21 protein-coding genes and 2 pseudogenes are annotated in these 24,606 nt (G+C 47.6%); 6 read left to right on the top strand and 17 right to left on the bottom strand.

The annotated features are described in order from the left end of the window. Positions 1 to 2 precede the first annotated feature (2 nt). Entirely contained in the window at positions 3 to 1,331 is a 1,329-nt protein-coding gene (locus tag BUA14_RS06625) for an MFS transporter (protein WP_072771881.1), read from the top strand. A gap of 40 nt (positions 1,332 to 1,371) precedes the next feature. Here BUA14_RS06625 and BUA14_RS06620 read toward each other — a convergent pair whose 3' ends face one another. The 12 genes and pseudogenes from BUA14_RS06620 to BUA14_RS06570 form a co-directional block, all read right to left on the bottom strand. Continuing rightward, positions 1,372 to 2,280: a selenium metabolism-associated LysR family transcriptional regulator gene (locus BUA14_RS06620; RefSeq protein ID WP_072771880.1), complete on the bottom strand. Its 909-nt coding sequence runs from the start codon at positions 2,278 to 2,280 to the stop codon at positions 1,372 to 1,374. Between the two features lie 66 nt (positions 2,281 to 2,346). Then, positions 2,347 to 3,603 (bottom strand): MFS transporter, encoded by a 1,257-nt coding sequence (locus tag BUA14_RS06615; protein WP_072772155.1) that lies wholly within the window; start codon positions 3,601 to 3,603, stop codon positions 2,347 to 2,349. A gap of 209 nt (positions 3,604 to 3,812) precedes the next feature. After that, positions 3,813 to 4,919: a DUF2275 domain-containing protein gene (locus BUA14_RS06610; RefSeq protein WP_072771879.1), complete on the bottom strand. Its 1,107-nt coding sequence runs from the start codon at positions 4,917 to 4,919 to the stop codon at positions 3,813 to 3,815. After that, a complete protein-coding gene (locus BUA14_RS06605; protein ID WP_242954597.1) occupies positions 4,916 to 5,407 on the bottom strand; it encodes an RNA polymerase sigma factor in 492 nt (163 codons plus the stop codon). Before BUA14_RS06605 ends, BUA14_RS06610 begins: the two co-directional genes overlap by 4 nt. 140 nt (positions 5,408 to 5,547) lie before the next feature. Further along, positions 5,548 to 5,853: pseudogene (locus BUA14_RS28960) on the bottom strand (methyl-accepting chemotaxis protein); the annotation flags it as partial. A 667-nt stretch (positions 5,854 to 6,520) separates the two neighbouring features. Further along, a pseudogene (locus tag BUA14_RS27430) lies at positions 6,521 to 6,607 on the bottom strand (cobalamin-binding protein); the annotation flags it as partial. Beyond that, positions 6,591 to 7,547 (bottom strand): 4Fe-4S binding protein, encoded by a 957-nt coding sequence (locus BUA14_RS06595; protein ID WP_072771876.1) that lies wholly within the window; start codon positions 7,545 to 7,547, stop codon positions 6,591 to 6,593. The pseudogene BUA14_RS27430 and the gene BUA14_RS06595, both read right to left, overlap by 17 nt. Beyond that, on the bottom strand, positions 7,534 to 8,187 hold the full coding sequence (locus BUA14_RS06590; protein WP_072771875.1) for a 4Fe-4S dicluster domain-containing protein: 654 nt from the start codon (positions 8,185 to 8,187) through the stop codon (positions 7,534 to 7,536). The genes BUA14_RS06595 and BUA14_RS06590 overlap by 14 nt, the downstream gene beginning before the upstream one ends. Before the next feature lie 25 nt (positions 8,188 to 8,212). Then, positions 8,213 to 8,905 carry a TorD/DmsD family molecular chaperone gene (locus BUA14_RS06585; RefSeq protein ID WP_084078480.1) on the bottom strand — a complete coding sequence of 231 codons (693 nt, stop codon included), beginning with the start codon at positions 8,903 to 8,905 and terminating at the stop codon, positions 8,213 to 8,215. A gap of 93 nt (positions 8,906 to 8,998) precedes the next feature. Beyond that, on the bottom strand, positions 8,999 to 9,901 hold the full coding sequence (locus BUA14_RS06580; RefSeq protein WP_072771874.1) for a dimethyl sulfoxide reductase anchor subunit family protein: 903 nt from the start codon (positions 9,899 to 9,901) through the stop codon (positions 8,999 to 9,001). A gap of 1 nt (position 9,902) precedes the next feature. Beyond that, positions 9,903 to 10,478 (bottom strand): 4Fe-4S dicluster domain-containing protein, encoded by a 576-nt coding sequence (locus tag BUA14_RS06575; RefSeq protein WP_072771873.1) that lies wholly within the window; start codon positions 10,476 to 10,478, stop codon positions 9,903 to 9,905. A gap of 2 nt (positions 10,479 to 10,480) precedes the next feature. After that, complete coding sequence (locus tag BUA14_RS06570; RefSeq protein WP_072771872.1) at positions 10,481 to 13,165, bottom strand: molybdopterin-containing oxidoreductase family protein; 2,685 nt, start codon at positions 13,163 to 13,165, stop codon at positions 10,481 to 10,483. A 448-nt stretch (positions 13,166 to 13,613) separates the two neighbouring features. Here BUA14_RS06570 and BUA14_RS06565 point away from each other — a divergent pair, with 448 nt between their 5' ends. Then, entirely contained in the window at positions 13,614 to 15,647 is a 2,034-nt protein-coding gene (locus BUA14_RS06565) for a sigma-54 interaction domain-containing protein (RefSeq protein ID WP_072771871.1), read from the top strand. Between the two features lie 138 nt (positions 15,648 to 15,785). Here BUA14_RS06565 and BUA14_RS06560 read toward each other — a convergent pair whose 3' ends face one another. Further along, complete coding sequence (locus tag BUA14_RS06560; RefSeq protein WP_242954583.1) at positions 15,786 to 16,682, bottom strand: LysR family transcriptional regulator; 897 nt, start codon at positions 16,680 to 16,682, stop codon at positions 15,786 to 15,788. A gap of 213 nt (positions 16,683 to 16,895) precedes the next feature. Here BUA14_RS06560 and BUA14_RS06555 point away from each other — a divergent pair, with 213 nt between their 5' ends. Both BUA14_RS06555 and BUA14_RS06550 read left to right on the top strand, forming a co-directional pair. Then, positions 16,896 to 18,677 carry an FAD-dependent oxidoreductase gene (locus BUA14_RS06555; protein ID WP_072771869.1) on the top strand — a complete coding sequence of 594 codons (1,782 nt, stop codon included), beginning with the start codon at positions 16,896 to 16,898 and terminating at the stop codon, positions 18,675 to 18,677. 98 nt (positions 18,678 to 18,775) lie between these two features. Further along, the gene (locus BUA14_RS06550) at positions 18,776 to 19,144 is read left to right on the top strand and encodes an FMN-binding protein (protein ID WP_072771868.1); all 369 of its coding nucleotides are present in this window, start codon (positions 18,776 to 18,778) and stop codon (positions 19,142 to 19,144) included. A 216-nt stretch (positions 19,145 to 19,360) separates the two neighbouring features. Here the strand turns inward: BUA14_RS06550 and BUA14_RS06545 are convergent, their stop codons facing one another. The 4 genes from BUA14_RS06545 to sigV form a co-directional block, all read right to left on the bottom strand. After that, complete coding sequence (locus tag BUA14_RS06545) at positions 19,361 to 20,026, bottom strand: heme exporter protein CcmB (RefSeq protein ID WP_072771867.1); 666 nt, start codon at positions 20,024 to 20,026, stop codon at positions 19,361 to 19,363. Then, positions 20,023 to 20,715, bottom strand: coding sequence for an ABC transporter ATP-binding protein (locus BUA14_RS06540; protein ID WP_072771866.1), 693 nt, complete (start codon positions 20,713 to 20,715; stop codon positions 20,023 to 20,025). The genes BUA14_RS06545 and BUA14_RS06540 overlap by 4 nt, the downstream gene beginning before the upstream one ends. A gap of 190 nt (positions 20,716 to 20,905) precedes the next feature. Further along, complete coding sequence (rsiV, locus tag BUA14_RS06535; protein WP_072771865.1) at positions 20,906 to 21,814, bottom strand: anti-sigma-V factor RsiV; 909 nt, start codon at positions 21,812 to 21,814, stop codon at positions 20,906 to 20,908. After that, entirely contained in the window at positions 21,807 to 22,328 is a 522-nt protein-coding gene (gene sigV / locus BUA14_RS06530; protein ID WP_072771864.1) for an RNA polymerase sigma factor SigV, read from the bottom strand. Before sigV ends, rsiV begins: the two co-directional genes overlap by 8 nt. 141 nt (positions 22,329 to 22,469) lie before the next feature. On the opposite strand from sigV, the gene BUA14_RS06525 reads away from it, so the two are divergent. Together BUA14_RS06525 and BUA14_RS06520 are read left to right on the top strand one after the other, a co-directional pair. Then, positions 22,470 to 22,979 (top strand): RNA polymerase sigma factor, encoded by a 510-nt coding sequence (locus BUA14_RS06525; protein ID WP_072771863.1) that lies wholly within the window; start codon positions 22,470 to 22,472, stop codon positions 22,977 to 22,979. After that, positions 22,979 to 24,553: a LolA family protein gene (locus BUA14_RS06520; protein WP_072771862.1), complete on the top strand. Its 1,575-nt coding sequence runs from the start codon at positions 22,979 to 22,981 to the stop codon at positions 24,551 to 24,553. The genes BUA14_RS06525 and BUA14_RS06520 overlap by 1 nt, the downstream gene beginning before the upstream one ends. The last annotated feature ends 53 nt before the right edge of the window (positions 24,554 to 24,606 follow it).

The raw sequence follows: 24,606 nt of genomic DNA, 5'->3' as shown, positions 1-24,606 counted from the left end.
GGATGGTTATTCTTGGGTTTATAGGCTTGCTCTTTGGCATATTCGCCATTGGTATGATGCAGCTTATTTTGGCAACGGCTATGCCCTTTATTGTCAGTGAAATCGGGGGAAGCGCTCTGTACGACTGGGTTTTCTCCAGTTACATGCTGGCCTCCATCGCCACCATCCCCCTCTTCGCCAAGTTTGCCGATATCTATGGCAAGCGGAAATTCTTCATCCTGGGCATGTGCTTCTTTGCTCTAGGCAGCTTCTGCGGCGGTTTCGCCACCACTATGCCCTACTTCATAGGGGCAAGGGTCATTCAGGGTGTTGGAGCCGGAATCATCAGCCCCGTGGCCATGGCCATGGTATCCGATATGTTTCCGGCTGAGCAGAGGGGAAAAATGATCGGCCTGTTCGGCCTGGTTCAACTTCTCTCCAACCTCCTGAGCCCGCCTCTGGGCAGTTTCATCACCAGGGAATTAGGCTGGTCCTGGATCTTCTTTTTGAACCTGGGGATGATTGCCTTTTCTGTGCTCCTGGTGCTTCTGGGGAAAAAGTTGCAAGAGAGCAAAAGAGATATGGAGCTAAAAGAGATCGATATTCTGGGCGGTTTACTTTTTGGAGGCTTCTGTCTTCTCGCCGTCACCCTTGCCAATGCCCTCAGCCATCAGGGCCGGTTCAGCTTGATAGGCGCCGCCCTTCTCCCGGCTTTGGTCTTCACTGGGGCAATGCTGGTGATCAACGAAAGAAAACAAAAGAATCCCATCATCAAAATGGAATTCCTCAAAACCAAAATTATTCGCCGCTCCCTGATCAGTGCCGTGCTGTCGGGAGCCATCATGTACGGTCTGGCTGTTCTCCTGCCCCTCTGTGGAGTCATGCTCAGCCGGCAGGGCTTCCCGCTGGATGAAAGCAAAACCCTTCTAATCTTTATGGTCAGCCTCACCTCCGGACTCCTTGGGGGCAGTCGCCTGAGCAAGCTTCAGTTAGGGCAGGTCCCCAGATACCTGTGGCTTATTCTTTCCTTCAGCTCTACCTTCCTCTTGTACTCTCTTTATACCGTTAAGATCATTTCATTTTGCCTGTTCTTGATTCTGATGGGCTTATGTGCCGGCGGAATCATGGCCACCTTCCTGATCAATTCCCAGAACGCTGTAGAGAGTGAGGATAGAACGGTGCTCAGCGGCCTGGTCCAACTGGGACGGTATTTTGGCGCCTCCATCGGGGTAACCCTGCTGATCGGCATGCTGCCCGAAGTCAGCCTCATCAGCGGAACCGGAGAATTTATCAGGGCTTTCGGACTCTTGGTGATCCTCTGCTTCACGGGAATGCTCAACGAGATTCTCTAAGCAGTGAATCAGAAAGTTATTTAATTCTTGAATTGTCGCTTCAGCATGTATTTTTACCGTAATAATTAAGGATAAATTCTCGGAAAGCAGCTACATTGGGGGAAAGCGGCCGGTTCCGATAAGTCACTAAATAAAATAACCGCTCAAGCTCAAGGCCATCAATACTAAATGCTTGAAATGCTTCTGATTTCAGTTCATCACCCACACTGAGGGATGAGACCACCGCCACTCCCAAACCTTCACTTACAGCATGCTTGATGGCCTCTGTATTGTTCATCTCAGCCACAACTTTGAGCATGTCAGGATCAATGCCTTTTTTCTTAAGCGCCGTTTCAAATTCTTCTCTTGTCCCTGAACCCCTTTCGCGGAGGATAAATTGCTTCTTCAGCAAACTCTCTGCCGCTATACAGGACCTGTCTGCTGGCTCTATACAATCCCTGGCAGCAATGAGCACCAGGCGATCCTTGGTAAGGATCTCATAATCCAGTTTATCCTCGTCTGTGCGGGTACCGACAATCCCCACTTGATATTTCTTCTCCCGGATTTCTCTTATAACTTGATTGGTATCCCCTTGATGAATCAGGAACTTGATGTTAGGGTTTATTTTCTGAAAACCCATCATAATTTTAGGCAGCAAATACTGACAGGGAATAGTTGAAGCCGCGATCTCCAATCTCCCCTCAATCTGCCGATTATGCTGATTAAGGCTGGAAATGGCACAATCTCTGGTTTCTAACAGATTAACTGCATACTGATAAAAAATATCTCCTGTGTCCGTAGGCATAACCTCCCGACTGGAACGGTCAAATAACTTCACACCTAATTCAATCTCCAGATCGCTGATGTGATTGCTGATCGTCGGTTGGGTCAGAAACAGGGCTTTGCCTGCCCGGGAAAAGTTCCGTAAGCGATAGACGGAAACAAAGGCCTCAATTTGCCGAAAATCCATATCATTCTCCCAGTTTACATTATTTAATGAAATCTTCTTAGCTCTCCAACATATAATGTGTACTATCTAGTTCAATGGTTCTATAGGCTTAACCTTTGGTTGCCCGGCCTCCAGGAGCACTTTGCTGCCCAAGAGGAAAACGCTCTCCAGGACCATGATCACACCGGTGCCGATGAGCAGCACTTCTATGGCCATAACATCCGCTATCGGACCAAAAATGAGCATTCCCAGGGGCATCATGGTGCTGGAGATCATGGACAGAACCCCGAAAACCCGGCCCAGAAAATCAGGCTCTACTTTCTCCTGAAGCATTACTGTCGCGGGAGTATTAAAGATCGGCATGGCCACTCCTACACAGGCCATAAAAACCAGGTACAGCCAGAAAACAGGAATGACTCCCAGCGCAACGGTACAGACGCCAAAGCAAAGGGTTCCGAAGGCCATGGAATGAATCCTGTTTCTGAAGCCACCCCAAGTTGCCATCAGGATGCCACCGATCATCATGCCGACGGAAAAGGTCATTTCAATAGCGGTAAGACGCCATACATCATCCCCAAAGGTCCGGGCGACTTGAAGCGGCGTCAGAAAAGCCGCCGGTGCCGCCATAACCATGAACAAAGCACAAAAAATGAAGAAACTTTTTAGAAAAGCATGTTCCCTGATATACTTCAACCCTTGCTTCATATCTGCAAAGTAACTGACTGATGGCATTTCCTGTGCTTTACGGTGAGCAGGCACCTGTAAAAAGAACAACAAAACCGAAACACCCAGAGCGGCGGTAACAACATCAATGAAAAAGATAGCTTCAATGGTGGTAAAGGTAAGCAGTGCCCCGCTTAACATCGGTGATACCAGCATCACAGCTGATTGGATACTTCCGTTTATGCCATTTACCTTGATCAACTTATCCTCCGGCACCAGCTGAGGGATAAGAGCTCCCACCGCCGGCATTTGCACCGCTGCGCCAAGAGCACGGACGGCGGACATTACAAAAAGCAGCCACATCATTTTGTATCCGGCGAAAAATAACAGGGCCAGAATCAGGGTGGAAATGGCGATCATGGAATCAGCCAGCATAATCAGTATTTTACGGTTATAGCGATCGGCCCACACTCCGGCAAAGGGAGAGAGAAAGAAGGTGGGCAGAAAACCACAGATAATGGAGATGGTCATCATCATTCCTGACTGGGTCTCTAAGGTGATATACCACATGATGGCATATTGAACTAAGGATGAACCAAAGAGGGATATGGTCTGGCTGGTTAAAAAGAGTATAATATTCTTCTTCCACTCCGGCTTGTTATTCAGAACTATCCGCTCCAATCGTTTCTTTAAAAATCCTACTTCGTATTTTGTCTTTGTCTGCTGTCTATTATACTGCATGATATTCACCAGGTATATACTCACGGTTTTACCATGGAGGTATTTGTGCCGCTATGCCTGGTGAAATTCCCAAACGTTTGGGAATTTCACCAGGCATAGCGGCGATAACTATAATTAAAAGAGGCTGTTCACACACAGCCCCTCGCTTTTTACGGTTCCCGTAAGGTCAATTCAAAGCTCTCTTCTTCACCATTCCACTGAACAGAGAATTTTCCTGTTTCATTCTTATCGACTGTATGGGTTGTACCGCTATAGATTCCCCAGTACAAGGGCGAGCCTCTATAGAAACCCGTTTGTTCTTCATCGAAGTTGCCTTGATGGTAATCTTCCTCCGTCAGAGTTGATTTCCCATTAAGGTACTCAAAGCTATAGCTGATATCTTTTATCTCTTCCGAATTACCTTTGTAGTTTACCAAAGGAGTTTTCGTCATATAAAATTTAAACTTTTTATAGCCATCTTCACCTGTCCACCATTCTTCATAAGTGGATACCACGAGCTTGGCTTCCCAATCCTTTCCTTCACCATAAAGCACCCATTTTTCCCCTTGGTTCAAATCGTAAAAGATCGTTTTACCCAAGGCTTGAGTCATTGGAGCAATCTTATCATAATCACTTTGCCAATTCTCTTCAGAGATATTTAAGACTGCAACTATGACCATATTCTTTGCTGCATAAGCAACACTCGGAATTTGCGAACTTGTGAATGGATCATCTTCCATACTCTTAATGCTTTCGAGAATGTTTCTCCTGGCCAAAGTCGAATTGAACTCATAAATATATAATTGGCCAAGGCCTTCCTCATCTATACCATAAATCTTTGGCTGCACATCACCCAATACACATTCACTTGGATCGATGACTGGAGATGGGCTGGCTTTCAAGCTAAGTCCTGCCTTTTTCAATACCCTGACCACATCTTTGGTGCTGATCGTTTCTTTTTCGGCCACGGTTCCGGCTTTATAGCTCACCACACCGATCCCGACAGCTGCTAATATTAAGACGATCAGCCCCGCTATCGCACCTACTCTAAATCGTCTCAGCCACTTTTTAAAGGTATCCGGTTCCGGCAGATGTTCCGGAATATGATCCAGCACAGGCTCTTCATTCTTTAATTCCTGGAGAAAATCCCGGCAGGAGCCGCATTCTTCCAAATGCTTTTCTACCAGCTCCTTCGTCCCGGGATTGACATCCCCCTCCACATACAGGGGAAGAATATCCTGAACTACCTCACAAGGGAGAGATATTTGCTCTTTCATTCCTTTCCCTCCTTTTCTGCGTAGTTTTTACGGAATTGCAGTCTGGCCCGGTGCAAGGTAACTTTTACCCAGGGCACCGACTTCCCCATAATCACGGCGATCTGTTCATAGGCCAATTCATGCCATTCCCGCAGCCAGAACACTTCCCGATAGTTCTCGGGGAGTTCCTGGAGTACTTTCCCTGTCAGACTCAGCTTTTCTTTCAATTCCAGAACCGTGTCCGGTTCATAAGACGCCGGCCCCTTTAACAGCTCCGCTTCAGGCAGGGGGAAGCTTGCCTTCTGTTTCCTTTTCCACATGCTGTACACATTGCGCGCCACCTTGTACAGCCAGGTGGTCACCTGGGCTTCCCCCCGAAATCCGGAAAAAGTCCTCAGGACCTGAAAAAAGGTTTCCTGGGTCAATTCCTCGGCGAGATGGGTGTTGCCCGTCAGGCCGTAGAAGTAGTGGAAGATAGGCTTTTCATAGGTTTTATAGATTTCTTCCATGGTTTTCACTCTATCTTCCCTCCTCTACCCTATTAGTGCTGGCCAGGGCCGAAAAGTTACACCCGGATATAAGAAAATGGTGAACGGGATATGACTCCTTTGTTCACCATTTTCTTATACCTGTTTCTTATACCTGTATCTTACTCCATTTTTGCCAGATTTACCAACACTTCGGATGAAGATACAATCTCCTGTAAAGAGGATGTTATTTCTTCTGTAGCCGCTGCCTGAATCTGACTTGCCAAACTTATTTCATGAATTTGCTTGCTTATTTCATCTTCTGCCATTTTTATCTCCAGTAAAGTATTGGACACCTTTTGTGAGGATTCACCGCTGACCTGGGCCAGTTTTCTCATCTCCTCGGCGACAACGGAAAAACCCCTGCCCGACACCCCCGCCCTGGCCGCCTCAATCGCTGCATTGAGTGCCAGGAGATTGGATTGGCTGGAGATAGTCTTAATCGAGGAAACAATCGTATCCGTTTCCATTATTTTTTGGTAGTTTACTTCGCCCAGCCTTGTAATATTTTCTATTGAAGCTGCCAGCTTTTGTGAACTTGCGGCAATTTCCTCCAGGCTTGAATTTGTTTGCTGCAGGGACGTGAGAATGGTTTGGGACGCTTCGTCGATCCGGGCTTGATGTTCAAGGTTTCTGGCCATCGTCACCGCGCCGATAATCTGCCCCCTTTCATCCCGGATCGGAAAGCACCCGCCTTTGATCGTGATCCCAAAAAATTCTTTCGGCATGATGCCGGAAAACTCTCTCCCTGTATTAATCGTTTCCAGCACAGGGTCTCCCGGTGGTATTTGATCGCCAACCTTGATCTTTAAATCAAAATCCTGTGCGGGATAATAGGCAATAAACTTTGTCTTATCTGTCATGGCTAAAGCAATATCTTCATGAATTATACAGCGAATTAAAGGGAGCACTTCCTGAAGAGAATCAATGATAGACATAAGAGCCCTCCACCCTCCGCCCACCGGCGGAGATTATTTTAACAAAAAGCCTCTTTTCGCATGCATCAAAAAGAAGCTTTATTGTTACCAAAGGAATATGCAAACCAGAACAAGCTAAGTCAGAACATTTCTTTGCTCATTTTGTTGATCTCTTCCGTTCATCCAGCGCTTCCTGCACCAGACCGGGAATCAGTTTTGTTTTTCCCGCCTCCACCATTGCTTTAACTTCATTGATTTTTGCCATGTTCAATATCCTCCTTGTCATTTTTATAAGAGTTGATTTGTCCGATTCTTCCCACCGATTTTTTCCACGGGAATGTAATTGCCTGGACCGGGCAGCGATCCGCGCATTCCTTGCACTTGGTACACTCACTGATATCACTTGTACCGGGGAGCTGCTTAGGATCCAGATTAAAGCTGCACACACTCTGGCATTGGTGGCAATGGACCTGATTCGTTTCTTCCAAGCAAAGGGAGCTGTCCACCGTGGGTATAAGCCTGCGGTTGAAGCGGCTGAAGATACCGAGCAAAGCCCCTACCGGACACCATTTGCTGCACCATTTTTTCAGAAACACAAGTTCAACTATGATCACAATAGGAAAAATAAGCAGATCAAAGGTTGGTTCATTAAATTGGAAAAGGCGCATGAGGGCAAATAAAGTCGCAAAGATCAGCCCGATGGGACAGATGAGACAGAATACAGGAAAGCCAAAGACAGCAGAACTGGCCAGGGATGCTCCAAGCACAGATAATCCTGTGACAGAATTCTGATCAAGGGCGAGGCCGGCTTGAGTGCAGAACCCATCTGCAGTTTCTTTCTTTTTAAAAATCGCCGGCGCTGAACTTTCCCTGTCGTTGTCCGTTTCCGCCTCCTGACTTTCCTTTGCTCTATTCGTCAACCCGTAGCGCACCAGAGGAACAGGACAGATCCAGCCGCAGAAGACCTTGCCCAAGAGCACTGTGATCCCGGCGATAACCAGGAAGGAGATGAATAGATGGGGCATAAACGTCCGGCTGGCCAGGGTCGTTTCCAGGAAGCCCAGCGGGCAAATGGCTGAGATGCTCTTCACCCCAAAGGAAGATAATGTGCCTGTACCGGCACCCCAAACCCCGCCAATAACAATAAGGAGCACAACCACTGCCATCGTCGTCATTCTCAGGGTTCTTGTCCTATTTCCTTCCAAAGAGCTCTCCCCCTTTCCTGGCAATGACTTCAACTTCTATACCGCGTACTTTGCCTCCCCCATACGATCGCATTACCAGGGCCGGACAGACTTTCACGCATAGACCGCATCCGTTGCATTTTTCAGACTCAACTATAGGGCGGCGCTGCCCATCCAGTAGGATGGCATCGTAGGGGCATTCTTCCTGGCATATGGTGCAGCCAACCGAGTCCCAGGCTATGCAGATATCTTTTTTTACTTCCGCAAGTCCTATTTTTACAGTCTTCATGTCAAAAGACTTCAAAGCTTGAGTAGGACAGACTTCCACGCATTTGTTACAAAAATCACAGTAACCAAGATGGAATTTCATTACCGGGGTGCGGGCGTCCAACATGCTGTCCGACAAGTTCGCCAAACCGATCACAGAAGTAGGGCAGACACTTCGGCAGCGGTCGCATTTAATGCATCTGGAAATAAAATCAGTCTCGTCCTGTCCCCCCGGAGGCCGGAGCAGGTCTTCTCTTTTCAGCGTTTTGCCCGTCGCTCCAAGCCCGAGCATCGCTGCCAAAACTCCTCCGGTATATTTAAGAAAAGCACGCCGCGAGGAGCTAACGCCATAGTTCTCCCCGTTCCGTTCATCTTTATCGTTTTGTTCACTCATTTTAACCTCCTCACTCATCACTGCACTAATCCACCCTAAGGCCCCCGGCATCAATTTCCGCAACCAAATCTTCAAGGAGGATATGCTCCAGGCGTAAATAGCCCTCTGTAATCTGAGCGGTCCCTTTGTAAAAAGATGTTTCCGCATGCTTCTCCACATCAGCACAAAAAGCGGGAACCCAGTTCAAAAGGTGCTGCAAGAGAAAATCCAACTGTTCTTTCAGGCAGGCGGACACCGCTGACAGATCCTGTACAGCAAGAGCTTTTTGCACCTCCAGGCACAGGTGAGCCATAAATTCAAGCTCAAGAGAGATATGATCCTCCGGAAAATCCAGGGCAGCAGAGATATCAAGCCCTTTGCTCCGATATAACGCCACAACTTGATCCCGGGCATCCTGCATGACCAGCCTCTCCGGGCTTGTGTAAACCGATTCATAAGGATAGGCTGCGTAAGCGTTGCTTATACCGGCGCCCAGAAAAACCCTGGCAAAGTCCACAGCCAAATCTGTCACAGGATCTCCCCAGGGCTTGCGAAGATACTCTTCAAGCATTCGATATCCTTTACTGAGTTCAACATCGCTGCTCTCTCCGGGAAATGACATCCCCTGCATGTGGTTCAGTAAATCCCCATCCACTTCCACTCTGTAGAGACGCCCTAAAAATCGATACATATGTTCCCGGCCCACCATCAGGTCCGGGTATTCCGACAGTTTCTCCATTTGCATCTCCTCATTTCCAGCGTAGATTGAGGGGGAACAGAGACAATCGAGAGGTTCTTCCCCATTCCCCCATGCCGATTGTTTAATTTAAAATTACAAGAACTGCTTGATGCTGCTGCCAAGAGAAAACATCAACCCCCGGAAGAGCGCACTGGAAACCAAAACACAGACAAGGCCGAATGCTAAAGACGCAACGGGAGGTATCTGTTTCGCCTTCTTTTTGTTGAATGGCGATACCAGGGCGGCAGGAACCAATAAACCCAGGAGCACCAATCCTCCCCAGAATAAAACTGCCAGATCACCGGTCAAAACCCGGGTGGCAGAGCGGGTAATATCCGGATAAGGCGCAACCGCCAGATGGATCAAATAGAGTATGAGCAGCACAGCCTGAAATGCCACAGCAATGAGTGTTGCCCATTTTATCGTCCCTGCTGCCGATGGAGCCCCCTTTGCCGCTGCAATTTCTGCTGACGTTGTCCCAGGTGCCGAGCTGATATTGTTCGTAAACGCAATCAGCAGGCTGAGGCTGTAACACCCCATTAAACCTGCCGAGGCCAGATAAATGAGCGGTAAAATAAGGGTATTCCATGCAGGCCGGGCTGATAATACATAGGTGTAGCCAACGGCAAAGGCCAGAATAACCGCGGGAATTATCCCTACCGTGGAAATAATCCTGAGGGTACGGTCAGAAGCATTTCTCCGCATAGCCACCAGATAAACAATAATGTCCAAAGCCACCAACCCTAACATCGTCGACTCCATAAAGATTCCGGAAGTTGGATGACCCAGGGCGCCAAAGATTCTTTCCGGGTGACCCAGATGCAGGACGCTGGAAAAGCCGCCAATTGCCAAAGCTGCCAGTGCTGCCAGCGAACTCTTCGTCCTCACTTGCTTTGCCATACCGCCCCATTCGGTTAAGATGACGGAACAGACAAAGATTCCGCAGCCCAAGCCCACAAAAACTGTGAAAAAAACCAATGACCATTCGATACTCATATTAGCTCTCCTTCCATATAGCCGTCTTGCGGTGCATGATATAGCGGGAGGTAGGATGGTTCCCCACATCCGGCATACTATGCACACTGTCGCTGCCGGCTTTTTTGAGCGCCTTCGTTACGTCGCTGTCCGGATCGTCCAGGTCGCCGAAAAACCGGGCGCTGCCCACACAATTCTTGACGCAGGCAGGTTTCTCACCAATTGCCAATAGATGAACGCAAAGAGTGCATTTCTCTACAACCTTTTGTTCTTCATTGAAAGTGCGGGCCTCGTAGGGGCAGGCCATGATGCAGTAACGGCAGCCGATGCATTTTTCTTTATCGACCAGGACAATATTCTCTTCATTTATATAAGATGCTCCCGTGGGACAGACTTTGACGCATTCCGGACTGGAGCACTGCTGGCACATCACCGGGAGAAAATGCATCTGGAGATCCGGGTACTTCCCCCGCGGGCCAATCTGTTTTACCTTATTCCAATAAGATCCCAGGGTCACACCATTTTCCTGCTTGCACGCCACTTCGCAGGATTTACAGCCAATACAACGATCCAAGTCGACAACCAATGTTTTTTGCATGATTACACCTCCACATCTTTGGTGGGTTCAGATGGCTGAGGCAGCCAGGGCTTGAAATCCTCCGGTTTCAGCCAAACCCCCGGCGGCGGGCCATCCGCTTTGGAAACCTTTACGAGATAGCCCCGCAGTGTGTAAGTACCGACTACATCATTGAAAGGAGCATCCTCCTTGCTGAGCAGGTTGACATTCATTTCCTGCCAGCCGTGGGTTTCACTATCTAATGTTTCCGGAAACCAGAAACGCTCCATATACACCACACCGGGATTAATCCCTTCCGTCACGTTGGCTTTTCCTTTTGTTTTACCCCGCTTGGACTCGACCCAAACCCAGTCCCCATGCCCAACGCCATATTTTTCTGCGGCCTCCGGGTGAATCCAAAGCTCAGGAACAGGATAAATCTCCCTTAACCAAGGGATGTTTTTTAAGGTGTTGTGATGGAAGTAAGGCAACCTTCCATTGGTCATAACCAAGGGGAATTCCTTGGCCAGTTCACTGCCTTGAAGGGGGCTCTCCGCCGGTTCCATATAATAAGGCAGGGGATCGTAGTCTACCGAAGCCGGTGGCAAGGGATAAGGTGCAAAGGGAGCTCCGGTTCTTCCTAAAGTAATAAAACCTTCAGCATAGAGTTCGATTTTTTTGGAGGGGGTAGGAAAGCCCCCTGGCTTACCCGTCGCCGGATCAAGCTTTTGATAAACGTGGTACTCTTTCCAATCCTGTTTAGGCATATACTCAAAAGGAGCCTTTTCCGCAAACTCCTGCCAGGTCATGTTCACTGCGGAGGTCGTGAATATATTGAGAAGTTCCTCCATCGAATTCCAATAAGGTAAATCTCCACCCATAAATTCAGGATCAAACGCTCTCTGGCAATTTTCATGGCCCAGATCCGCACAGCGTTTGGCCAATTTAGACCAGAACAGGGTTTCATCCATTGTCTCCCACAAATGAGTGACAGCTTGGCGGGCAAAGACCATATTGAGCGATTCAACCGGCATATTGGTCTCCAGCCATTCCGTAGCCGGAATCAGAATATCGGCATAAGCAGAAAATGATGTGGGATACATGAACATATGGACAATAAAGTCCATTTGGTCAATGGCATCTTTCCATTTGGCTGCGTTGGCCACCGCCCCCATTTTATTGCCGGAGCGTTCGATCCACACCCGCGGCTTATAGGGTTTGCCGGTCAGAATTGCCTCCAGAATAGCGGTGGGCTGAGCGGCTGTCCACTGGAGAAGTCCCTTGTGCTCAATCGTACCCAGACGTTTTTTAAATTGCTCTTCTGAAATCAATTTGATGGCCGGCGGAACGATGTAGGTAAAAATCGGTGCAATACCGCTGGATTTAAAGCGCTGCATCAGCGCCCCCGGTTTTTCCACATTGCCCATCAGAGTGTTAAGGACAGTAATCCCCATAGCCGCCTGCACTGAATTGGGATTTTGGTCGGTAGCAACACCCAGGCTTATCCCTCCCGGGGAGTTAAGGGCATAAAGCTTGATCGCTTCTTCGATTTTATCGGCATCGAGCCAACATGTCTCCGCCGCCTTCTGAAGAGTGAAAGGTTCACACCGCTCTTTCAGCAGCTGGAATCCTGTCTTGCACTCTTCCCCATTCACGGTGTAAGTCCCCTCCAGTGCAGGCATAAGACTGTCGTTCCAGGGGTAAGCCAGAGGCTGGGCTGAATTGGTTTTGGTATCCCAAACCATAAAGGTCTCGGGACCTCCTGGGACAGCCGCTTCACCGGCACGCACCAGCATCTTTGTTTTGACATTCACGAGATAAGGCAAATTCGTCCATTTCATGATGAAATCCAGATCGTAGAGTTTCTTCTCCATAATATAGCGGGTCCAGGCCAGCATAAGGGCGACATCGCTTCCCGGCCGGATCGGCAGCCAGATATCCGCTTTGGCGGCATCGGGGGTTAGGCGCGGATCGATGACCACCGTACGGACTCCGCGGGCACGCAGTTCATTGACGGCATTTCCGCCACCGGCCGGGCAAGAGTTCGCAGGAGCTGTTCCCCACATGACCAGAGTCTTAATCGTTGTCTCTTCAAGATCGTAAATCTCCAGGCAATTGGAATCAGCGATACTGGTATCAGGACCGCCATACATCACGGCAGCCGTTAATGTGCGCGGCAAATAACACTGGGCACAACCGGGTTCAAACCAGTTGGGAGAATCGAAAGCACTGCAAAACCGTGTGATGCTCCAAAACTCCGGGTTGCCGCCGCCACCCGTGGAACAAACCAAGCTTTCCGCCCCGTATTTTTCACGGGCTTCCATCAGTTGCTTGGCAATAATGTCCAGAGCCTCATCCCAGGAAATGCGCTTCCACTTGTTTTCGCCACGGGCACCCACGCGCAGCATAGGATGTTTATTGCGATTAGGGTGATAAAGGGCCTGTATACCGGCCAGCCCTTTGGCGCACATTTTCCCATAGCTCATGGGATACTCCGGATTGCCTTCGAGCTTGATGACACGGCCATCTTTGACATGGGCCAGAACCCCACAGTTCGCAATACAAGCCCGGCAATTGGTCTTGACAATCTTTGTCGCAGCGGTTTCCGCCGCCTTGGCAGAGTCTTTCGATAAGGCCGTGACCAATAAGGGCCCGCCGAATGCTGCCGCAGCTCCGGTTATAGCTGTTGATTTAAGAAAATCCCTTCGATTCAGCATAAGTCGTTTCAATGATTTCCCTCCTCTTTCAATGCATCATAAGCAACGTTAAACCTTTCCAATAGCTCCTTAACACAGGCACGCGAAACAAGACACTAGGAATTTTATAGGGCAACCGAGGGGTACATGTTTATAGCGCTAACCCGACTATGCTCCCATAAAATTCCCGTGAACCAGTATCGCTATTTAATAATGCAAATTGCATGCCAAATAAAATTGAACATCCTCTCCCGGCTTAACCAAAGGGTTTCTGTATTATTTGAAATCCAAGCAGCCCTCTCTCTGCCTTAAATAAAGTTGATAAAGCGCCCAAAACTCAACCCCTGTTGAATAATTAAACATTGGCTGAGTTTTTCACGGAAATCTTGTTGATATTTACGACACTTTACATTGAAAGCGCTCTGAAAAATGCTAAAATAAGAGATAGAGAGAACAAGCACATGGTAAAGGAGAGGGTTCCATGAGCACTGTGGGCAGAGCTATTGGTGAAAATCAAATAGAAAACCTTACCTCCATATTGGATTCTATGTATCCGATGCGGGGGCAGATTGAATGTGCCTTGAACCGTTTTCTCACTTATGGCGAAGACCCCAGGGAATGCGGCTGTGTACGGCATGAAATAGCGATGTCCTGGCTCCGCTCCCGCAACTATGGCATTACCCAGGATGTTGATCTTTTGACCAAAAGAGTCAAGCCCTCAACATGGAAACGTGTCCTGAAGAACAGCGGAACATTATTAAGCGTTGCCAAAGAGGTGTTGCTCAAAGATTTATCTTTTGTAACCCGCCATTCAGACTTCAGCGCTTTTTTATTTGATGATAAAGGGATCACTTTATTGCCGGTTAACGGAGGCAAAACATTCAGTTCAGTCGTTTCCGGTTTGGACCTCTCTGAGGAATCCATCGGAACAAGCAGCCATTCTCTGTGCATTTACCATGATAGACCCACCTTTCTGGTCGCGCCGGAAAATTTCAATTGGACTATTCAGGATGTAAGCGCATCGGTCTCCGTGCCGATTCATTATGAGAGCGGAAGCCTGGCCGGTGTCTTAACCTTTACCTATAACCGTGACAATGATCTTTACTTGACCAGCCGGGAAATGCTCAGCGGAATGATCGCCTTTCAGTTTTCTTTAGCACAGAAGATCGAAAATTCCCTGAGAGGATTGGATCATAATTCCAAAACATCTTCAACCCAAACACAGAGCCATACACCATTTGATATCATCCGTTCCTTGACAGATGACAGTTTAGCAGCAGTGAACAAAAAAGGCGAATTCCTGCATCTTAACACAGGTGCCGAAAAACTGTTGCAGGCTACTCTCAAGCAGCTTAAAGGAACAACCCTTCTAACCTTAACCGGAAACGAACCGAGTCTGATCGGAGCACTTAAAAGCAGCAGGCCAACACCTGATTTTCCAATCCAACTATTGAACACCGGAAACCCAAAAGATTGCCTGATACGAGTGGTGCCTGTTAACGATGAGGAAATGATCATACGGTTTAAGCAGCTCAAACCCTCTAAACCCAATAATTCAGAACACCTCTCCGCCCTTTATACTTTTTCAGATATTGTCGGCGAAAGCCCTGAGCTGGCCAGAACCAAGCAGCTTGCTCAGAAATTTGCTTCAACTTCCCGTAACATTATCTTGTTCGGACGAAGCGGAACGGGCAAAGAGTTGTTTGCCCAGGCTATTCATAATGCCAGCCGCTCTCAGGGCCCTTTCATCAGCATTAACTGTGCTTCCCTGCCCAGAGGGCTGGTTGAAAGTGAATTTTTCGGGTATGAGGGAGGTAGTTTTACCGGAGCTGACCGCAAAGGGCGGGCAGGCAAACTGGAACTGGCCGACGGGGGCACTTTGTTTTTAGATGAAATCGGTGATATGCCGCTGGGTTTTCAACCGATTCTGCTGAGGGCACTTGAGAACAAACAGGTCATGCGCATAGGGGGCAGCCAGTATGTTCCCACCAATTTCCGGGTCATCGCTGCCACCAATAAGGATATCCCTGATTTGATTGCTAAAAATCTGTTCCGGGAAGACCTGTATTATCGGCTCTCCAGCCTGAAATTATTAATTCCTTCTTTAAAGGAACGGCGAAATGATATCCTGGTCTTGGCCCATTATTTTATCCGCAAACAATGTCAGGAGTATAATCTGCCCATACCAGCCCTGGAACCGGACGTCGAAAAGGCCCTCATCTCCTATGAGTGGCCCGGTAACATTCGTGAATTGCATAACTGTATCGGCACAGCTTTAACTTTGGCTGAAAATGATATAATTAGAGCAGAAGATCTTCCTCCGGAGATTCTTACTCAATCCTATGACGTCAATGAAACGTTTGGGCTAAAAAGCCTTGATGAAATGGAAGCCATGGCTATACGTGACGCTATGTTCAGAACGGGGCATAATGTGAGCAAGGCCGCCCGCTTCTTAGGAATAAACCGCACAACACTGTACCAAAAGCTAAAAAAACACCCTATTGACACTATGTAATAAGCCTCCGGATATAATTGCCCTACCACAGGCAGAGCCCTGGGATAGGCTCACTTTTCAAAAGGACCTATCGCAACACGTTGACCATAAACGTTTTGCGATAGGTCCTTACCCGATCATATCAGTATTTATAACATTTCAATGTACATGCCACTCATGCTGCTTGCAGAAGTCTTTAAACAAATGGACAGCAGGTTTTTCATTGTTGTTGCGCCATGCCAGGACAAAATCCTCATAAACTTTGTCACTGTCGATATCCACATAAGCTACGGACTGATGGCCGGCAATTTTAAACGACCTTGGAATAGGCGCGATTCCCATACCGGCAGAGGCCATGGCAATCGTTGTGTCATAATGATCGACCAGTCTGGCATTCTCCATGTCAAACCCAGCATCACTCAGGCGTTCAATAACTACTTTTAAGCTTTTAACGGCATATTTATTATTGCTCATAATAATCTTCTCGTTTTTAAGTGCTTCCGGTTTTATTTTTTTAAGTTGGGCTAAAGGGCTGGACTTCGAAACAGCTATGGCCACATAATCCCGGAATAAATATACGCTGTCCAGCATGGTGATATCGTCAATTTCCGATTGTTCGTTAAACATAACATCCAGCCTGCCATTGACTAAATCATGAGTTAAAGCCCCCCAGGTTGCCACGACCACATCGATTTCAATATGGGGAAATTTTTTGTGAAACTCCTGAACCAATTCATGGATATTAGCCCATTCAGTAGGGCCATGGTAACCGATACATAAATGATTATTTTGGGATTCGCTGATTTTTTTAGCTTGAACTTTTGCCTTCTCATAATACTCCAGAATATAGGCAAAGTCTTTTTGGGCAGATTCTCCTGCAGGTGTTAGCTCCACTTTATGGCGGGTCCGGTTGAACAATTTAACTCCGAAGTCTTCTTCAATCCCATTGATTTTAACACTCATAGAGGGTTGTGAGATAAACATTTCTTTCGCAGCAAGGGAAAGATTTAAATGTTTGGCAACACTTAAAAAGCACCTCAAATCAAATAAATCCACTGGCCTCACCTTATCCAAATTATTTTAGAGGTATTTGTGAAATTAATAATAAGCCAGGCGGCCTGCATTGTCAATTAAATCCGCTTGTGAAAGAAATTATTATATTTTTTATCTATAACCTTATTGATTATTCCAAAAACCATTGCCCCTCTGTCTATGGTAACTTATTTCCAGAAGGTTATGAAACAAATAGTATAAGGAGGCGCTTAATCCATGAGTTTTACGAGAAGGGATTTTCTCAAAGGAGCAACGTTTACGGCCGCAGGTGTTGCTATGACCGGTATTCTTGGAGGCTGCTCCAGTGCAGGCACGGCTAATACTCCCGCTGCCCCCGCCACTGACAATGCAAACACTGCAGCCCCCGGCAAGAGCACCAAATGGTATGATGAAGAGTATTTCAAAAAACCGGCCCCCATTACCGGCATTACCGAAACGATCGATGTGGATGTAGTGGTCATTGGTGCTGGAAACGGCGGCTGTATAGCAGCTGTCAGTGCCGCCGATCTGGGTGCAAAAGTCGCCTGGGTTGAACAAAATGCCGGAACCATTACCTGGGCCGGTGAAATTGCCGCTCTGAACTCCAAAGTGGCCAAGGAAAAATTCGGCGTATCCTATAGCGAAGAAGAAAAGAACAGGATTGTCAACGATATCTGCCGCTATGCCAGCTATGAAGTCGATCAGCGCTTGGTTAAGCTATGGGCGGATCATTCCGGCAGAACCATGGATTGGTTTGTTGATAAGATGGAAGCCAAAGGGATTCATATGTTCCTGGAAACAGACACATACAAGAGCAATGTCTACACAGTGCTTCCTGTGACACATACAGTGTATAAAGGCGAATTTATCGAACTGGGCCCCAATCAGATGGGGTCCCAATTGGCCAATCCCGCCTGGGCAGAATATGCCGAGGAAATGGGAGTAAAAAAACTTTTCGAGCATACCGCCCAGCAATTGGTTCAGGACAGCGGCGGCAAAGTGACCGGAATTATTGTGCAGCGCAAAAGCGACAAGGCTTATATCCAAATCAATACAGCCAAAGGAGTTATTCTCTCCACCGGGGGCTATTCAGGCAATACAGCGATGATGGATGCCTTGCGTTTTCGTGGCAAAGATTTTGTCGCCAATAATCTGGGGGGCGACGGACACAATGGGGACGGCATCAAGATGGCGCTCTGGGCCGGTGCCGCAATTGACCGCAATCAGTGCGGGAATGCCTTTAACCGGGCAGCCATTGATCTGGATCATCATGTTGGCGAACCGTTTACCAGCGGCTTGAATGATATCTGGTGGCCGGGAAGCCAGCCCTGGCTGAAAGTCAATACCCGGGGGGAGCGTTTTATGAATGAAGACGGCCCTTATGATTTTCAGATTTATGGCGGCGTCAGCCAGCCCGGGAAATTCTGGTTCCAGATCTTTGACTCCAACTATTGGGATGATGTCCAGGCCTTTCATACCACAATCTGCTCGCGGGTCGTGGCAGCTAAAGGGGCACGCAACTCTGAAGTACTGCCCGGAGTATTTCCCGCCAAAAGCAAAGAAGAATTTGACGGCGCTTTTATGGCGGCGGCTTTAAAAAGCGGCAAATTGAAAAAAGCAGATACTCTGGAGGATTTGGCAAGCCAGCTGGGCATTCCCGCCGGTGTTTTTGCGGAGACGGTTAAGCGTTATAACCAAAACGCGGCAAACGGGTTCGATGCGGATTTCGGCAAAAATCCGGCGAAAGTTCTGCCTGTAGACAAAGCCCCCTTCTACGGCATTGCCGTAGGCAGCTGGTTGTTATGCACGTTTAACGGAATCAAAATCAATACGAATCTGCAAGCCATCGATGAAAAAGGCGATCCTATCGAAGGCTTATATATCACAGGCAATGACAGCGGCGGTTTCTTTGCCAACAGCTACCCCGAATATTACGGCGGATTAGCCCATGGAAGAACCACCTGCTTCGCCCGTCTGGCAGCCTTGCATGCCGTCACCGGGTCCATTTATGAAAGCTGATTGACGATAGGCAAACGGTATTTTTTACAGCGGATAAGGCCATCGCAATTGTGCGGCTAACTATTAGAATAATAGAATTAGAGGGAGTTAACTTCATCATGAAACAATGGACTACACGTAAGATTGGAGCAGTGATTTTGAGCGTTGCTTGTCTGATACCCCTGGTGGGATGCAGTGCCGAAAGCGGTACGGCAAGCGGCTATAAAGATGGTAGCTATGAAGGGATAAGTCCCAACGGAATCCATGGGGAGATTGCCGTTGCAGTGGCCATAACGGGCGGCAAGATTACGGATATCAAAGTGACTTCCCACGGCGAAACCGAGGGCATTGGGTCACTGGCCGTCGAACAGCTCCCCGGGAAAATCATCGAAGCCCAATCCACAGAGGTTGACGGGGTTTCCGGAGCATCGGTATCCTCCGCTGCCATCAAAGAGGCTGTAAACGATGCCTTGACGAAAGCCAAATAAATCATCCTATCGCCTGTAAGAACGTGGTCATGTTGTATTGATTAAAATACACATGACCACGCCTCAACTCATCACTTCGAAATTTATCTCAAATCCAGATATCTCAAGGTTCTTGGCAAGCTCAATTCTTGTTTGTTCAAGCTGTTTTTCGTTAACAATCATAACCTCCATTATTTTATTACTCACGAAGGAGCCATGGACTGCCGATGAGCATCCTCAATCCATATAGTTGGTATCAAAGCCCAGGTAGGAAACGGCTAAAAAGAAAACATCATACAAGAACAGAAAGAGAACTTGACGCCAAACATCGGGCAGACTCATCCCCTTGGCTATATCCACCGTCATGCTGAGACCGATGAACAGGGCCGGCAGGAATAAGGGAAGTGAGACTATATTAGCCAATAACTCCCGCCCCTGACTTTTAAGGGAAAATAAAGAGACCAATAACCCAATGGCCACAAAGCCTACCGAGGCCAAAAGTGCCGGCACTAAGATCTGGATCATGGCCATGGGGAGGTTAAAAAACAGAATGATGAAAGGAAAGGTGATGAGCTCTACACTGATGACTAAAAGCAAGTTATACATAAATTTTCCTAAAAAAATGACTCGGGGCGAAACCGGACATAGGAACAGAGCGTCCCAACATCCTGCTTCATCCTCCATAGCAAGGGATCTGTTGAGAGTTTGAAAGAGCAGATAGACAAGAATCAGCCATAGAGTCAGGGCAGCCATCTCCGGTTTAGAGCTGGGGATCTTGGCCGAAACAAGACTGGCAAGAAAGATCAAGGTGAAGGATAGAAAAACCAGGGAAGTAAACAGCTTCTTCTTCCCTGCTTCAATCTGAAAATCTTTATACGCTAATGCTAAAGCTTGTCTAATCATTGCCCCACCTTCCACCGATAGAAGTCTTTAAAGGTCGCTACATTGTCTTGCCAAGGCTCATCAAATACTATAGCACCTTGGTTAAAAATGATAATCCTTTGTCCTTTCTCAATCTCAGCATTGAAATCATGGGTAGCTGTCACCATGGTCTTATCCTCCACTGAATCTAAAAAATGGGATAGATATTCAGAGGATTCCAAATCCAGCCCTGAGTAGGGTTCATCAAGGAGCAAGAGCTGTGGTTTATGGAGCAAAGCCTTGATGATCAGCAGCCGTTGTCTCATCCCTTTCGATAACTGTGAGACTTTACTGTCCAGCTTCATGCTCAGATTAAATTGAACCAGCAGCTCATGGATTCTTTCTGCCAATTCCGACTGATCAATACTGTACATTTTCCCATAAAATTCGAGATTCTGCTTTATGGTTAAAGATTCATATAAATGACCTGATTGGGGGGCAAAGCCGATACTGCCCAATAGTTTTGTACGCATGGCTGGTGGGTACCCCATGATCTTGATTGTTCCCGAAGACGGGGTGATCAGGCAGGCCAGAATTTTAAGAAAAGTGGTCTTCCCTGCTCCGTTAGGACCAAAGATAAGAATTTTTTCACCGCGGCTCACCTTAAGGGTTATATTCTGCAATGAGAAACCTGTATCAAATTCCTTACATACATTCTCCAAATGTATCATATCAACCCTCCACGTTGTGGTCCTTAAACAATGCAGGCCCATCGCGTATTCCTTATAAGTATACTACACATCTCTCCACCAGAACAAAAAGAGAAACCCGGCAAAACTCAATTGTCCGGGTTTCCTATATTTTTTACCTAGTCATCGTTCTAACAGGAGTTTGACTTACCCTGATCTTGACTTATCCTGATCAGGGTTTAACATATTCATCACTGACCAGCAGATCAGCTATGACCTCAGTGGGGATGATGAACTCCTGCATTCCCATAACCCCAGGGCCCACTTCATACTTATCGAAAGAAATCACCAGTTTGTAATCGGAGTTAATATAGAAGCTTTGCTCCGGGTTAATCTGGGTAAAGGGTTCAAAATAGTTTTCTTCGCCCTTATTCTCATCCGTAACAACCCAGTACATTAAATTGGAGTCGGCTTTCATCTTCGCCTTCATCTCATTCACGATATAGTCACTGATTACTTGAACATAGCTGTCATCTTTAAATAAGCTGGGCAGGGTAATCAAAACCTGATCCACCTTGTCAATGGTGTCATACTTAAATACAGTGGAAGAGGACCCCACAGTGTTGACCACATAACGCCCGATGGCTAATAACCGCTCATTATCCGTCTTGATTTCATAACCGCTGTCAACTCCCAAATGTCCATCGCCCAGAGCCTTCATTTCTTCGACATCAGCCATAAAGTCCTCATAGAGCTTTTTGTTTTCCTCTAAATACTTCTGATTTAAAGCCTGGCCCAGTCCGCTTTCCTCCAACCCGCTGATAGCGGGGACTTCGATATTGGCTTGGTGCCACCCATCATCATACTGATAATCCCGAAAAGTAAGCACTTCGACTATATTTTTCATTCCCGGCACATCGGCTATCACACTGGCCATGGTGGGACTTACATTAATTCCTCCTATAAAAACCACAACGGCGGCGGCGGCTGTTGCGACAATCTTGCGACCCATCATCAATCGACTCCTTTGCTGTTTTTTCTTACCATCCTCGATAGCTTTCTGAACAACCTGTTCCAGCTCCTTGGGGATCGGCATTTTATGATACTCATCCTTTAGTTGAGAAAGCTGCTTATCATCCATGTTTGATCTCCTCCATAGGTTCTTCCATTTGCACGCGAAGTTTTTTGAGGGTAGCATAGAGACGGGACTTTGTGGTGTTCACATTTTCCTGTAAAACCAAAGCTACTTCCTCAATTTTGAGATCCTCATAATACCGAAGAATGATGCGGCCGCGCTCAGCAGGAGGTAATTTCTCCAGAGCGGAAGCTAAATCCAGATCGGATCCTTCCTCATATCCGGCAGCAGGTTCATCGATATATGTACTGATTGTTTCAGAATCCACTACAACCAAGCGTTTTTGCTTACGCAGGAAATCGAGAGCTGTATTGATGACAATGCGATACACCCAGGACTTCATGCCTTGAGAGTCCCTTAAGGTGTTCACTGAGGAAATAGCTTTTATGATCGACTCCTGGACTACATCCAAAGCGTCCTCCGGATGTTTAACATAACTGTAGGCAAGCCTATAAATAGTTTCTTGATTCGCGATGAGATAGCTCTCAATCTCCCTTGTTAGCTCTTTCTGATCAAACATACCTGACTCCTTTTGAAGTGCACTTCATCTGAGAAGGTTTTTTCTCTCTCTACTATACAGACGCGGGAAAGATAAAAAAAGTTTAGCAAAACGTGACCTTTTCCTTTCCCGTCTCGTTTAAGTTATTGAGGAGGTGAACATGTGGAATCCAAAATTGGCCCCCCGGCCTCCACTATGGAGACCTGGTATCAAGAGACCGTAACCAAGCTGTATCGCTTTATTTACTCCCAACTACAAAATAAAGAAGAAACAGAAGACATTACTCAGGAAACCTACTTACGCTGTCTTAAACAAGCTCCAGACGCTCTCCCGCCTTATCCCTATCTCAAGCAAGTTGCCCGGAATCTTATGACCGATCGTTATCGCCACAAATTAGTAGCCCAAAGCCATCTTGAACATCTTCCGGAGCCTGAGCATCCTTCCCCCGAGGAAGAATGGCTGAGTCGAGCCACCATACAGGAACTGATGAATCAGCTCCCCTCTGATTATCGTCAGATTTTGGAGTACCGCATTATTCAGGGTTATTCCCGCAAGGAAACCGCCACCCTTATGGGACGCAGTGAAAGCTCCATTCGCGGACTGCAGTATAGAGCTTTACAGACCCTACGCTCCTACATCCACCTTTATCAACAGAAAGGAGGGGACTTGTGATGAACACCGATCATCCTAAAGGCCATCCCACACCCGAAGAGCTTCTCGACCATTATATCGACACTTTAAATGAAAACGGTTCTCCTGAGGACTATGATACCACAGAAGATGAACAGGGGCTCCATTCACTCGCCAAAAAGGTTAAAACTTTTGCTTCCGAACCCAGCCAGGAATTCATGGCAAGCCTCTGGCAAAAAATTGAACCGATGGCAGCAACGCCCCCTACTGCCAATGCTCCCTCCACTACCAAAAACACTTTAAGAAAGGACGGGAATTCTCTCAAAATGCCAAAAAAAATCTTCCCCTGGGCAGGCTTTGCCGCCAGCATCCTCGTCTTCCTGCTCCTCTTCTCTCCCTGGTCCGGCTCCAAGCAAACTATCGTCATGGCCATGGAGGAGTCCGTGAAGCAGCTGCAAAACTATCATGGCGTCCTGGAAAAGGTCAGTACCAATGCAGCCGGTGAGCGTCAGGTTCTGATCCGCACAGAAATCTGGTCTGACGGTGAAAACTATGCTACAAAAACACAAGACGGACTTCTTACCGTGAACAACGGGGAAAGTCGTTGGAGCACAAACCCTGCTGCCAAAGAAGTCTCCCTCCTCCCCGTTTACCTGGATCCCCACGATTTTGATCTTCAAAAAGAAGCCGCCAAGGCTTTACGTTATCCCCACCAAATTATTGGCGACGACACTATCGCCGGACGCGCTGCCACCCGTATTGAAATCCAACCTCCCGGCGGTCTCCCTTATTCCTTATGGATTGACCAGGAAACCCATCTACCTATACAGCTGCAAACCGCCATGCAAAAATCTCTGCAAACCACCTACACTTATATCAGTCTCGAAACCAACATCTCCCTGTCCACTGACATCTTTGCTTATAATCCACCCCAAGATTATAAGGTGATTGACAATAACCCGGATAAAGTTATGGCATCCTTGGCAGAAGCCCTCGCAGTCAGCGGCATCACTCCTGTCCAGCTTGCTGAAACTCCCCAACGGATGTTTGCTTCAGCAAATCGTCTGGTCTTTGACTTTGGCGATACCATCATCATGCAAACAAAAACCACGACACCCTTCATCCCCGATCTCCTTGCCACCCTGGGAAAAGCCGGGGATGGCCCTCTCGAAATCTTACCCAACAGCTTGCGCTGGCAGCAAGCTGATCTGGAAATCCTCGTTCAAGGAGAACGGGTAGAAGAATTGGCAAAGCAGCTCTCCACAAGCCTTGACTTTACACCACAAGTCGGACCCCTTCCCCAAGAGGGTGTGATTCCTGTGGAAGTTGACAGGGAAGTTGTAAAAAACAGCCAGCAGCAAGTGGATGCCGGAAGCAGCCCTTGGCAGCTTGATCCCACCCAAGTGGCCTTTACCTTCGTCGCCCTGAAGATCTCCCCGGAAGGAATCACCGGTGAACCCCCTCTGGACTACAATGCCCTTCAGCTGACTGATAATGATGGCAAAAAAGCCGTCGTCCAGGTCTCCGAAGGTCCGGTAAAAACCGTCTATCTGGAGCGCTTAATCCGTCAGGATGAGACAGGTATCTGGACCGTCACAGGCTATGTCCCCCGCTGACTCTGTGCTGGAGCTGTAGTCTATGAAAACCATAAAGGGAGCAAGCCTTGGCT

Source organism: Desulfitobacterium chlororespirans DSM 11544, assembly GCF_900143285.1.
GTDB lineage: Bacteria > Bacillota > Desulfitobacteriia > Desulfitobacteriales > Desulfitobacteriaceae > Desulfitobacterium > Desulfitobacterium chlororespirans.
Note: the sequence above shows the minus strand (reverse complement) of the source record. Positions and strands in the feature narration are given on the sequence as shown.